This is a genomic window from Nonomuraea sp. KM90, from assembly GCF_052246675.1.
Taxonomy (GTDB): domain Bacteria; phylum Actinomycetota; class Actinomycetes; order Streptosporangiales; family Streptosporangiaceae; genus Nonomuraea.
Window position 1 is genome coordinate 16,637 of the sequence record NZ_JBQQCB010000053.1, and the last position, 12,524, is coordinate 29,160.

The window sequence follows — 12,524 nt, forward strand, 5'->3', positions numbered from 1 at the left end:
CAGGGTAGTGCCGGCGGGGACGGGGGCACCACTCCCCACCGCGGCATACCGGCGGCATACCCGCGCTCACTACGCTGACGGGCCTGCCGCCTGATCATGTCCTAAGGAACCCCTCGTGATCCGTCTCGTGCTCGTGACCGTCCTCTCCGTGCTGCTGTCGCTGATCTCCGGCGTGTCCCACGCCGAGGTCCCCGCCGTGGTGGGCACGGCGGGCAACCTCATCCGGGAGGAGGAGCCGCGGGCCGACGGGATCAGGCACGTGGACACCAAGGCGATCCTCGCGGGGCTGGCGGCACTCAACGCGAACACCTACGTCTACCCGATGGCCGGCGACAACGTGCACTGGACCGACCTGCGGGACGAGTTCCTGCCGGCGGCCAGGCAGGCCGGGATCAGCGTGTGGGTGCTGGTGTACGCGCCGAGCCAGGCAGCCGTCTCCCGGCCGTTCAAGGACGACTACGTCGCCTGGTCCCGCGAGATCGCCACCCTCGCCAAGAGCTCTCCCAACCTGGTCGGCTGGACGGTGGACGACTACGCCTACGATCTCGCGACGTTCACCCCCGCCTACGTCGGGCAGATGCGCGCCGCGGCCGAGGCGGTCAGCCCCGCGCTGAAGTTCGTGCCGATCGTCTACTACAGCCAGTTCACCGACGCGTTCATCGCCGGGCAGGTCCCGCTCCTCGACGGGGTGATCTTCCCCTTCCGCGACGAGCCGTACCGGGACACCTCGTGGACGTGGAGCCTGTCGTACCAGGTCAAGCAGCTCGCCGCGCGGCTGCCCGGCACCGAGGTCCACCTGATGCCGTACGCCCATCCGCTGAGCCACGCCGCCCAGAAGCCGACGGTCTCCTACGTCGAGGCGATCACCAGGAAGGGGATCGAGCTCGTCCGTACCGGGGAGCTCGCCGGGGTCCTGCAGTACAAGCTTCCGTTCGTGTCCCGCGACCAGGGCTGGACGCGCCCCGCGACGGACAACCTGGCCCGCACCGGCAGCGGACGGCTGAGCTTCGTCGTCCAGACCGGCACCGCCACCAAGCCCGGGATGGCCTGCGGGGCGACGCGGACCGCGGCCCTGACCCCGGGCGCGGCCACGCGCGCGGTGAGCTTCTGGCACCGCGACACCAGCGGCGCCACGGGCCCGTCCGGCTACCACAGGAAGCAGCTCCTGCTCAACGGCCAGCTGATCTGGGACCGGGACGTCACCGCCGACGCGGCGAACGTCTGGCAGAAGGTGACGGTCGACCTGACGGCCAGGCTGGCGGGGGCGGCGAGCGCGAAGCTGCAGTGGCGGCTGTACGAGCGCAAGGGCGTAAGCAACTACTTCATCGACGCGAGCGTGGACGACATCGCGCTCACCGGCCTGCAGCTGAGCGACCCCGGCGTGGAGAACGCCACCACCTGGACGGCCGGCCTGGCGCGGACGGGCGGGCCGGTCTACTGCTCCGCCCAGGTCTACCACCAGAACTACGGCGCCGATCTCGGCGCGCGCCTGGCCAGGCTGTACGCCGCCGGGTAGCCGCGGACCCCCGCCGACCGGTTCCCGCACCCGCCGTCCACGCCGGTGCACGCGTGGTCAACGCCGCCGCCCCGGCCTGCCGCGAGACTGTCGGTATGACATCGAACGCCGCGCGAATCCGGAACCCGGCGATCACCACGCCGGACACCCAGCAGACCGTCTCGTTCCTCGGCGAGCTCTATCACCTGCGCGTCACCGGCCACGACACCGGCGGTGCGTTCGCGGTCATCGAGTCCCGGGGCCGTCGCGGGCACGGCAGCCCGATGCACGTCCACCGGGCCGACAGCGAGACCTTCGTGGTGCTGGAGGGGGAGCTGCGGGTGGTGGTGGACGGCCAGGAGCACCGGGCCGGTGCCGGCTGCGCTGCCGTGCTGCCCGCCGGGCGGCCACACGGGTTCGTGGTGACGAGCGACTCCGCCCGCTACCTGACGCTGCACCACGGCCCGGGCTTCGCCGACTTCGTGATCGACGCGGGCGGCGCGACACCGGACCCGGCCGCGCTGAGCGAGATCGCGGCGCGGCACGGGATCGACATCGTCGGGCCGCCCCCGTTGCCGTGACCCGCGTGGACGGGCCCCGGCCCCTGGGGCCGTCCGCCGGAGGAGCTGGTTCGGCGCCGCCCTTGCGTGCGTGAGCAGAGACGGCGCCGCATGGTTCGTTCCCACCCACCCCAGGGCCTTACACCAGTCACGCCCTACCGGTATGGAACGGCTGAACCGCGGACGCCTCGCGGACCCCGTGCCGCCACACCGCGGACACGAGGGGGACGCCCGGGCGGTAGGCCAGGTGGACGTGGCTCGGCGCGTCGAGCAGGACCAGGTCGGCGCGGGCGCCGGGGGACAGGCGGCCCACGTCGTCGCGGCGCAGCGCCCTGGCTCCGCCCAGCGTGGCGGCGACCACGGCCTCGTCCGGGCTCATGCCCATCTCGCGTACGGCGATGGCCACGCAGAACGGCATCGAGCTGGTGAAGCTCGACCCCGGGTTGCAGTCGGTGGACAGCGCCACCGTCACGCCGGCGTCCAGCAGGCGACGCGCGTCCGGGTACGGCGCCCGCGTGGAGAACTCGGCGCCGGGCAGCAGGGTCGCCACCGTCGAGCCGCTCGCGAGGGCGTCCACGTCGGCGTCGTCGAGATGCGTGCAGTGGTCGGCGGAGGCGGCCCCCAGCTCCACCGCCAGCCGCACGCCGGGACCGGGGCCGAGCTGGTTGGCGTGCACCCGGGGCACCAGGCCCGCCCGCGCGCCCGCCGTGAGCACGGCGCGCGCCTGGTCGCCGTCGAAGGCCCCGCGCTCGCAGAAGACGTCCACCCACCGGGCGTACGGCGCGCAGGCTTCGAGCATGGGCCCCGTCACCAGGTCCACGTACGCGTCCGGCGCCGTGGCGTACTCCGGGGGCACCACGTGCGCGCCCAGGTAGGTGACCTCGTCGGTGTGCGCGGCCGCGATGCGCAGCGCCCGCGCCTCGTCCTCGACGGTGAGCCCGTAGCCGGACTTGCACTCGATCGTCGTGGTCCCCTGGCGCAGCGCCTCGGCCACGTAGCGCGCCACGTTCGCCGCCAGCTCGGCGTCGGAGGCCGCCCGGGTGGCCGCCACGGTGGTACGGATGCCGCCCGCCGTGTACGGCGACCCCGACATGCGGGCGTCGAACTCCGCGGTGCGGTCTCCGGCGAACACCAGGTGCGCGTGCGAGTCCACGAAGCCGGGGATCGCGGCCCGCCCGCCGGCGTCCACGCGTTCGTCGGCGTCCGGGACCCGGGAGGCCGGCCCGGCCCAGGCGACCCGCCCGCCGTCGAGGACCACGGCGGCGTCGGTGATCGTACCCAGCTCGGGGTCGTTGGTGAGCAGGCTGCCGATGCCGGTGATGGCGACGGACACGGGGCGGATCTTCCTTCCGGAGGCGGTCATGGACGGGTGAGGCGGGCGATCGTCCGGGAGAGCGCCCCGGGCACGTCGCGTACCAGGAGGTGGACGCCGTCGCGGACGACCGGGCGCCCGCCCACCACGACGTGCCGCACGTCGGCGGCGGTGGCGGCGAACACCGCGGTCTCCGCGCCGAGGGACGGGGGCGGGCCGGCCGTGCGCACCGAGTCGAGCGCGACCGTGGTCAGGTCGGCCGGCGCCCCCGCCTCGATCCGGCCCGCCTCGGGCCAGCCGAGCGAGGCGTGCCCGTCCTCCGTCGCGGCGCGCAGCAGCGCGGCGGCGCTCCAGTGGCCGCGCCGCAGGGTGCGCAGCCGCTCGTCCAGCTCCACGGCGCGCGCCTCCTCGAACAGGTCCACCACGGCGTGGCTGTCGCTGCCCAGGCTGATCGGCGACCCGGCGCGGGCCAGGCCGGACGCCGGGCCGATGCCGTCGGCCAGGTCCCGTTCGGTGGTCGGGCACATGCAGATCGTGGTGCGCGAGTCGCCGAGCAGGCCGATGTCCTCGCCGGTGAGGTGGGTGGCGTGCACGGCGGAGGTACGCGGGCCGAGCGCGCCGTGGTCGGCCAGCAGCCTGGCGGGCGTGCGCCCGTGGGCGGCCAGGCAGGCCTGGTTCTCGGCGGGCTGCTCCGACAGGTGCGCGTGGAGCGGTGCCTCGCGGTCGGCGGCCCACCGGGCGACGGCGGCGATCTGGCCGGCGGGCACCGCGCGGACCGAGTGGACGGCCGCGCCGATCCGGGCGTGCCCGCGCTCCTTCAGCGCCGACGCCCGCACCGCCCAGGCGTCCGCGTCGCCGTCGGTGAAGCGGAGCTGGTGCCGCTCCGGTGGCGCGCCGAAGCCGGACGACAGGTAGCACGCGTCCAGCAGGGTGATCCGGATCCCGGCCTGGGCGGCCGCCTCGATCAGCGCCTCGCCCATGGCGTTCGGATCGGCGTACGGGGTGCCGCCCGGCGCGTGGTGCAGGTAGTGGAACTCGCCGACGCAGGTGATCCCGGCCAGCGCCATCTCGGCGTAGACCGCCCGCGCCAGCTCCAGGTAGGTGTCGGGGTCGAGCCGGCCGGCGACGTCGTACATGCTGTCGCGCCAGGTCCAGAACGTGCCGGAACCGCGCTGCGCGATGCCGCGCAGGGCGCGGTGGAAGGCGTGCGAGTGCGCGTTGGCCAGCCCCGGGAGGGTCAGCCCGCGCAGCACCTCCGCCCCGGGCGGCGGCACGGCGACCCCCGTCCGGACGGCGGTGATCCGCTCCCCGGCGGTCTCGATCACGACTCCGGAGGCGACCGTCCCGCCGGTCCAGGCGTGCTCGGCGTGGTAGGTGACGGGCGTCACCGGCATGCCAGGCCCTCCAGCACGTCGGTGAGCGCCTCGACGCCCGCCAGGCAGTCGTCCTCGCGGGCGTGTTCGGCGGGGGAGTGGGACACGCCGGTGGGGTTGCGGACGAACAGCATGGCCGTGGGCACCTTCGCGGCCAGGATGCCCGCGTCGTGCCCGGCGCCCGTCGGCAGCACGGGCACCTCGTACGGCCGGCGCGCGGCCAGCAGCCGGACCAGCTCGTCGCGCAGCGCGGGCGCGAAGTCCACCACCGGGGTGAAGGACTCGCGGGCGAGCGTGACCTCCACCCCTTCACGGGCGGCGTGCTCGCGGGCGGCGCTCTCGATCCCGTCGACGACCAGGCCGAGCGCGTCCTGATCGGCGGCGCGGGCGTCCAGCCAGGCCCGCACCAGGCTCGGGATCGCGTTGACGCCGTTCGGTTCCACGCTCAGCTTGCCGAACGTGACCCGCGCGCCCGCCGCGGCGGCCCGTTCCCGCGCGGCCAGGACGGTGGCGGCGTAGGCGGGCATCGGGTCGCGCCGGTCCTCCATCCGGGTGGTGCCGGCGTGGTCGGCCTCGCCGCGGAAGTCGAACCGCCAGCGCCCGTGCGGCCAGATCGACGAGGCCACGCCCACCGGGGAGGCCGTGTCCGCGAGGTGGCGCCCCTGCTCGACGTGCAGCTCGACGAAGACCCCGACGCGGGCGAGCCGCTCGTCGTCCGCGCCGATCGCCTCGGGGTCGTGACCGGCCCGCTCCATCGCCTGCGGCAGGGAGATCCCGTCCGCGTCCCGCAGCCCGGCGGCCCGCTCCGGGGTGAGCTCACCGGCGCTCAGCCGCGAGCCGGCGCAGGCGAGCCCGAAGCGCGCGCCCTCCTCGTCGCCGAAGTTCACGACCGCGATCGGGCGGGAGGGCCGCGCGCCGCGCGCCCGCAGCTCGTCGAGCGCGGCGAACGCCGACACGACACCGAGCGGCCCGTCGAACGCCCCGCCGTCCGGCACCGAGTCCAGGTGCGATCCCGTCACGACCGCGTCGCCCGCCGCCGGATCGCCGAGCCAGGCCCACTGGTTGCCGTTGCGGTCGACCTCGCAGGTCAGGCCGCGCGCCGCCGCCTGCTCGCGGAACCAGTCCCGGCACTCGGCGTCCGCCGAGGTCCAGGCGAAGCGCCGGTAGCCGCCGGAGCCGGAGTGCCGCCCGACCGGCAGCAGCTCCGCCCACATCTCCTGGAACGACGGCGGCATCAGGACTCCTTCATCGGCACGCGCACGCCGCTGTCGAGGGCGACCTGCTCGGCGCGCTCGTAGCCCGCGTCCACGTGCCGGATGACGCCCATGCCGGGGTCGTTGGTGAGCACGCGGCGGATCTTCTCCCCGGCCAGCGCGGTGCCGTCGGCCACGGTCACCTGGCCGGCGTGGATGGAGCGCCCGATGCCGACCCCGCCACCGTGGTGGATCGACACCCAGGAGGCGCCGGAGGCCACGTTGACCATCGCGTTGAGCAGCGGCCAGTCGGCGATCGCGTCGGAGCCGTCGAGCATGCCCTCGGTCTCCCGGTACGGCGAGGCCACCGACCCGCAGTCCAGGTGGTCGCGGCCGATGACGATCGGGGCGCGCAGCTCGCCGCCGGCGACCATGTCGTTGAACCGCTCGCCGGCCCGGTCGCGCTCGCCGTACCCCAGCCAGCAGATCCGCGCCGGCAGGCCCTGGAAGTGCACCTTCTCGCCGGCCAGGCGGATCCAGCGGGCCAGCGGCTCGTTGTCGGGGAACAGCTCCAGGATCGCGCGGTCGGTGGCGGCGATGTCGGCCGGGTCGCCGCTCAGCGCGGCCCACCGGAACGGGCCCTTGCCCTCGCAGAACAGCGGCCTGATGTAGGCCGGTACGAACCCGGGGAAGTCGAAGGCGCGCCCGTAGCCGGCCAGCTTGGCCTCGCCGCGGATGGAGTTGCCGTAGTCGAACACCTCGGCCCCGGCGTCCATGAACCCGACCATGGCCTCGACGTGCCGGGCCATCGACGCCCGCGCCCGCTCGGTGAAGCCGGCCGGGTCCTTGTCGCGCTCGGCGGACATGTCCTCGAACGCCATCCCGAGCGGCAGGTACGCCAGCGGGTCGTGCGCGCTGGTCTGGTCGGTCACCACGTCGATCGGGGCGCCCGCGGCGAGCATGCTCGGCAGCACCTCGGCGGCGTTGCCGAGCAGGCCGATCGACAGCGGGCGCCGGGCGTCCCTGGCCTCGGCCGCCAGCCGCAGCGCGTGCCCCAGGTCGTCGGCGCGCACGTCGAGGTAGCCGTGGTCGAGGCGGCGCTGGATGCGGGACGGGTCGCACTCCACGCAGATCGCGACGCCGCCGTTCATGGTGACCGCCAGCGGCTGGGCGCCGCCCATGCCGCCGAGCCCGGCGGTGAGCGTGATCGTCCCGGCCAGCGAGCCGCCGAACTTCTTGGCCGCGACCGCGGCGAACGTCTCGTACGTGCCCTGCAGGATGCCCTGCGTGCCGATGTAGATCCACGAACCGGCCGTCATCTGGCCGTACATGGTGAGCCCGGCCGCCTCCAGCCGCCGGAACTCCTCCCAGTTGGCCCAGTCGCCGACCAGGTTGGAGTTGGCGATCAGCACGCGCGGCGCCCACTCGTGGGTGGTCATGACGCCGACCGGCCGGCCCGACTGGACGAGCATCGTCTCGTCGGCCTTGAGCGTGCGCAGCGTCCGCTCGATCGCGTCGAAGGAGCGCCAGTCGCGGGCGGCGCGGCCCGTACCGCCGTAGACCACCAGCTTGTCGGGATGCTCGGCCACCTCGGGGTCGAGGTTGTTCTGCAGCATCCGCAGCGCGGCCTCCTGCTGCCAGCCCAGGGTCGTCAGCTCGGTGCCGCGGGCGGCCCGGACCGGGCGTGCGCCTTCCATCGTGTCGGTTTCCTTTCGGTCAGCGGATCGGGGCGGGCTCGGTGGAGGGGTAGATCATCTCGGCGGGCGGGTTGGAGGTGCGCCTGGCCCAGGGGTAGTAGAGGGCGGCGGTCGCCAGCAGGCCGACGATCCAGGAGATGTCCGCGCCGCCGAGCAACTCGGTGATCGGGCCGGTGTAGAGCTTCTGGGCCAGGAACGGGATCTGGATCAGCACGCCGAAGGCGTAGCAGGTCAGCGCGGGCACGTTCCAGCGGCCGTATCGGCCGGCCGGGTCGTACAGGGCGGGGATGTCCACCCGCTCCTTGGAGATCCGGTAGTAGTCGGTGAGGTTGATGGCGCTCCACGGCGTGAACACCATGAGCAGCACGAGCACGAAGTTCTTGAAGTTGTTCAGGAAGTCGGCGCTGGCCATGATCGCCACCGCGACCGACACGGCCGTGAAGCCGACGATGTAGAGGGCGCGGGCCACCGGTGAGACCCGCGTGCGGCCGTTGAACGCCGTCACGGTCGTCAGCAGGCACATGAAGCCACCGTAGGCGTTGAGCGTGTTGACGGTCAGCTTGCCGACCACGATCACGATGTAGATCAGCAGCGCGACGGCCGCGGGGCCGGCCAGCTCGCCGACGAACCCGACCTGGTCGCCGACGAACGCGCCGCCGGAGACGGCCGCGATCAGCGCGCCCAGCGTCATCGCCCACTGCGAGCCGATCACGCTGCCCGCGAACGTGCTCCAGAACGTGGCGCGCTCGCTGGTCCGGCGGGGCAGGTAGCGCGAGTAGTCGGCGACGTAGGGGCCGAACGTGAGCTGCCAGGCCGCGCCGAGCCCCACGGCCAGCAGGAACGTCGGCGCCTCGAACGGCTTGACACCGACGACCGACCCCACGTCGTACGTGGTGAACACGGCGATCAGCAGGTAGCCCAGGCCGCACACGCCCACCACGGTCGCGATCCTGCCGACGGTGTGGATGAGCCGGTAGCCGGTCACCGCGACGATCGCCGTCAGCGCGCCGAAGATCAGGATGCCGGCGGTCGCGGGCACGTCGAGGATCCGGCCGAGCGCCTGGCCGGCCAGCACGCTGCCGGTCGCGGCGAAGCCCAGGTACATCAGCACGACCAGCACGAGCGGCACGACCGCGCCGAGCACGCCGAACTGCGCCCGGCTGGAGATCATCTGGGGCAGGCCGAGCCGCGGGCCCTGGGCGGAGTGCAGCGCCATCACGATGCCGCCCAGGACGTTGCCGATGAGCAGGGCGATGATCGCCCAGAGGGCGTCGGCGCCGAAGACGACGGCGAGCGCGCCGTCCACGATCGCCGTGATCTGCATGTTGGCACCGAACCAGAGGGTGAACTGGCTGCGCGGCGTGCCGTGCCGCTCGGCGTCGGGGATCACGTCGATCGTCCGGCGCTCCACGGCGGGGCCCGCGCCCGGGGGTTGGTCGTGATTCATGGCGGTCCGCCTCTCGCGCGTCATGCGCCCTGGGGGATCAGGGGTTGGAGGAAATGTACAGTCCTGTATATACAGCTCGCTACCCTGAGGGGAAGATAAACTTCGGGCCATCGGCCCGGAGACCTCCTCCGTCCCGCCGTCCCCCTACCCCGAGGATCGCCAGGCCATGGTGCCCATCACGGTGGTCGAGGCCGAACTCGCCGCCCAGTTCCAGCAGGTCGGCCCCGCCTCGGCGCCGGCGTACGAACGGGTCAAGAACCTCATCGCGGCCGGCGTACGGTCCGGGCGGTGGTCGGACGGCCAGCAGCTCCCGTCGGAGCACCAGCTCGTCAGCGCGCTCGGCCTGTCCCGCATGACGATCAACCGGGCGCTGCGCGAGCTGACCCACGAGGGCCTCATCGTGCGGCGGGCCGGGGTGGGCACGTTCGTCGCCACTCCCAAGGCCGCCTCGGCGCTGCTGCAGGTCAGGAACATCGCCGACGACGTGCGCCGGCACGGGCACCGGCACCGCACCGAGGTCGTCCACGTGCGCGAGGAGCCCTCCGAGGTGGCCGACCCGGCGCTGCGCGCCGTGGCGGGGCCGACCGTGTTCCGCTCGCTCATCGTGCACTTCGAGGACGACACGCCCATCCAGCTCGAGGATCGCCTGGTCAACCCCGCCGCCGTCCCCCACTACCTGGAGCGCGACTTCACCCGGCAGACCCCGCACGCCTACCTGAACGAGGTGGCCCCGCTCACCCGCGGCGAGCACATCGTCGAGGCGGTGCTGGCCGACCCCACTGAGCGCCGCCTGCTGCGCATCGCCCGCCACGAGCCGTGCCTGCTCGTCCGCCGCCGCACCTGGTCCCACGACGTCCTGGTGAGCTCGGCCCGCCTCCTCCACCCGGGCTCCCGCCACCGGCTCGAAGGCTCCTTCGGCGCCGACTGAGCGCTCGCCACCGGCACCCGTTGACGGTGCTGTCAGGAACCCTGGGCGCGCACCGACAGCGCGTGACGGAAGACGTCGCGCGGGTCCCAGCGCGCCTTCACCCGCTGCAGCCGCGCGTAGTTCGCCCCGTAGTAGATCGTCGACCAGGGTACGCCGGAGGTGTTCCACCGCGGGTCGGCGTGGTCGGTGTCCGGGTAGTTGACGTACGCGCCGCCGCAGTTGCCGCCCGGCACCGGCACCCCGCCCGTGGCCGCGAACGTCCGCTGGTGCAGCCGCCGTACCCACTCCAGGTGCGCCGCTCCGTCCTGGTCCTCCGGCCAGCTCACCAGGTGGATCATCTTGAGCACCGACTGGCGCTCCACGGTCGCGGTCGCCTCCGGCCTGACCCGGTTCACCTGCCCCCCGTACGACAGGAGCCAGAGCAGGCCGGTCGAGGAGATCTCCCCGCCGGTGGTCAGAGCCTCGTACGCCACGTCCGCCTGCTCGTCGGTCAACGCCTTGCGCAGGTAGGCCGACTTGCCCTTGTACCGGCCGCTCTCCGACTCCGCGCCCAGCGACAGCGTACGAACGGCCTGGAACCACGGGTCACGCTCCAGCGGCGGCACGAAGACCTCGGGCGTGACCCCCTCGGCCACGGCGGCGAAGTGCTCACGCAGGAGCCGCTCGGCGCCGGGCACGTCCGCGTCGATCTGCGCCGGCAGGATGATCCCGCCCGGATCGGCGCCGGTCTGGCGGCCGGGCACCAGCAGGGAGCCCCACAGGGAGGCGTGCGGGCTGCCCGGGGAGCTGTTGCGCTCGTGCCACCCGGCGTAGTTGCCCAGCAGCCGGCGGAACGACTCCTGGGTCATGCCGTTCCAGGACCAGACGGCCACGCCCGACAGGACGGTGGCGGGCGGCCGGGGAAGCAGCTCGGCCGGGTCGTCGTCGCGGGCGCCGGGATCGCGCAGCCAGTAGCGGGTCACGATGCCGAAGTTCCCGCCGCCGCCACCGGTGTGCGCCCACCACAGGTCGTGGTTCGGGTCGGCCGGGTTCCTGGTCGCGACCACCGCGCGGGCCCGGCCGGTACGGTCGACCACCACGACCTCGACCGCGTCCAGGTAGTCGACGGTCAGCCCGTCGCGCCGGGACAGCGGCCCGTACCCGCCGCCCGCGATGTGGCCCCCGGCGGCCACGCCCCCGCACTGGCCGCCGGGAATGGTGACGCCCCAGCCGAAGTAGAGCGTGCGGTAGGCCTGCATGAGCGTGGCCCCGGCCTCGATGGCGAACGCGCGGCGCCGCTCGTCGTAGTACACCTCCGACAGCTCGCACAGGTCGATCACCACCTGCGTGCCGTCGCCCACGAAGTTCTCGTAGCAGTGGCCGCCGCTCCGCACGGTGACACGCCGGCCGGCGCGGACCGCCTCGTTGACGGCGGCCACGACCTGCTCCGTGGAGCCGGGGACGCAGAAGTAGTCGGGCTCGGCGCGGAAGCGCTGGTTCGTCCGGCGTACCGCCAGGTCCTCGTAACGGGGGTCGCCGCGTCGTACGATCACCGGGCCGAACTCCGGGGCTCCCGCGTCGGCCGGAGCGGCCCACGCGGTGCCCACGGCCGGCGTGAGCCCGGACGCCACGGACGCCACGGACGCCACGGTCGCCCCGCCGACCGCCGCCGCCCCGCCGAGGAGCCCGCGACGTGTGATCTCGCTCATGCTGATCCTCGATCCCCTGGTGTGAGTCCAAAACATGCACCCACGACGCTAGAAGTGGGGATATGGCGGGACAATGCAGGCAGCCGTACGGCAGGGGTGGACCTAGGTACACCGCGGCTCTTCACCTGGCCGGGGGCGGGTGAGGTGGTTCCAGCGCTCCAGGCGGATGCGGTAACGGCGGCGCTGGTAGGCGTAGAACAGGCCGAAGTGGAGCGCGGCCGCGCCGAGGCCGAGCACGACGGCGAGCGGGACGGCGCCCCCGAGCACCGAGGCGAGCAGGGCGGTGCCGGCTCCGGCGACGACGCTGTTGATGGCCGCGACCATGCTGGCGATGGTGAACAGGCCGACGAGCCTGTCGTGTCGCGGCACCGGGACGAGGTCGGCCATCGCTTCGGCGGCCTCGCCGGCCTGGTCGTCCCACATGAGGATGTAGCGCGGCGCCTGCGGGCTGAGCCCGCGGTAGTAGGCGCGGATGCGGGCGATGGCGCTGCGCAGGTGCATGTTCTGCAGGCCGGTGTCGACGAGGCGGACAGTGGTGAACAGCCCGAGGACGAACACGACGGGCAGGACGGTGGCGGCAAGGGGGGTGAAGGCGCTGGTCCGGGCGGTGAAGCCCATCGCGACCAGCGAGCTGGACAGGGCCATCACGTAGAGGGTGGCCCGCGAGGATTCCTCGCTGGTGGCGGTGGAGGCCGCGGTTTGCAGGACGAAATGTTCGGTGGTGAGCGCGGTCATGAGTGCTGCGGGGTCGTCGTCCTTCATGCGTCCTCTCTCCCCCGCGGGCGACGCTCCTGTCAAGGGCCGGCGGGAAGGGGCGCCGTCGGCCGGCTG

General features: G+C 73.6%; 10 protein-coding genes. 3 read left to right on the forward strand and 7 right to left on the reverse strand.

All coding sequences use genetic code 11. From position 1 onward, the window contains the following. Window positions 1-115: 115 nt before the first annotated feature. On the forward strand, window positions 116-1,516 hold the full coding sequence (locus tag ACTWPW_RS36665; RefSeq protein WP_443171339.1) for a hypothetical protein: 1,401 nt from the start codon (window positions 116-118) through the stop codon (window positions 1,514-1,516). Between the two features lie 95 nt (window positions 1,517-1,611). Beyond that, window positions 1,612-2,076, forward strand: coding sequence for a cupin domain-containing protein (locus ACTWPW_RS36670; protein WP_375117625.1), 465 nt, complete (start codon window positions 1,612-1,614; stop codon window positions 2,074-2,076). Between the two features lie 127 nt (window positions 2,077-2,203). Here ACTWPW_RS36670 and hutI read toward each other — a convergent pair whose 3' ends face one another. Genes hutI through ACTWPW_RS36695 form a run of 5 tightly spaced genes read right to left on the reverse strand, consistent with a single transcriptional unit; the run spans window position 2,204 to window position 9,077 of the window. Then, the gene (gene hutI, locus ACTWPW_RS36675; protein ID WP_443171340.1) at window positions 2,204-3,418 is read right to left on the reverse strand and encodes an imidazolonepropionase; all 1,215 of its coding nucleotides are present in this window, start codon (window positions 3,416-3,418) and stop codon (window positions 2,204-2,206) included. Beyond that, window positions 3,415-4,761 carry a formimidoylglutamate deiminase gene (locus ACTWPW_RS36680; protein WP_443171341.1) on the reverse strand — a complete coding sequence of 449 codons (1,347 nt, stop codon included), beginning with the start codon at window positions 4,759-4,761 and terminating at the stop codon, window positions 3,415-3,417. Before ACTWPW_RS36680 ends, hutI begins: the two co-directional genes overlap by 4 nt. Further along, window positions 4,752-5,975, reverse strand: a complete 1,224-nt coding sequence (locus ACTWPW_RS36685) for an allantoate amidohydrolase (RefSeq protein WP_443171342.1) — start codon at window positions 5,973-5,975, stop codon at window positions 4,752-4,754. Before ACTWPW_RS36685 ends, ACTWPW_RS36680 begins: the two co-directional genes overlap by 10 nt. Further along, window positions 5,975-7,630: a urocanate hydratase gene (hutU, locus tag ACTWPW_RS36690; RefSeq protein WP_443171343.1), complete on the reverse strand. Its 1,656-nt coding sequence runs from the start codon at window positions 7,628-7,630 to the stop codon at window positions 5,975-5,977. Before hutU ends, ACTWPW_RS36685 begins: the two co-directional genes overlap by 1 nt. 19 nt (window positions 7,631-7,649) lie before the next feature. Next, window positions 7,650-9,077 carry a purine-cytosine permease family protein gene (locus ACTWPW_RS36695; RefSeq protein WP_443171344.1) on the reverse strand — a complete coding sequence of 476 codons (1,428 nt, stop codon included), beginning with the start codon at window positions 9,075-9,077 and terminating at the stop codon, window positions 7,650-7,652. Between the two features lie 166 nt (window positions 9,078-9,243). Between ACTWPW_RS36695 and hutC the strand changes: the two genes are divergently transcribed. After that, window positions 9,244-10,005, forward strand: a complete 762-nt coding sequence (gene hutC, locus ACTWPW_RS36700; RefSeq protein WP_375117619.1) for a histidine utilization repressor — start codon at window positions 9,244-9,246, stop codon at window positions 10,003-10,005. 32 nt (window positions 10,006-10,037) lie between these two features. On the opposite strand, the gene ACTWPW_RS36705 is transcribed toward hutC, so the two are convergent. Both ACTWPW_RS36705 and ACTWPW_RS36710 read right to left on the reverse strand, forming a co-directional pair. Further along, the gene (locus ACTWPW_RS36705) at window positions 10,038-11,693 is read right to left on the reverse strand and encodes an FAD-binding oxidoreductase (RefSeq protein WP_443171345.1); all 1,656 of its coding nucleotides are present in this window, start codon (window positions 11,691-11,693) and stop codon (window positions 10,038-10,040) included. 102 nt (window positions 11,694-11,795) lie between these two features. Then, window positions 11,796-12,455 carry a hypothetical protein gene (locus ACTWPW_RS36710; RefSeq protein ID WP_375117617.1) on the reverse strand — a complete coding sequence of 220 codons (660 nt, stop codon included), beginning with the start codon at window positions 12,453-12,455 and terminating at the stop codon, window positions 11,796-11,798. Window positions 12,456-12,524 lie beyond the last annotated feature (69 nt).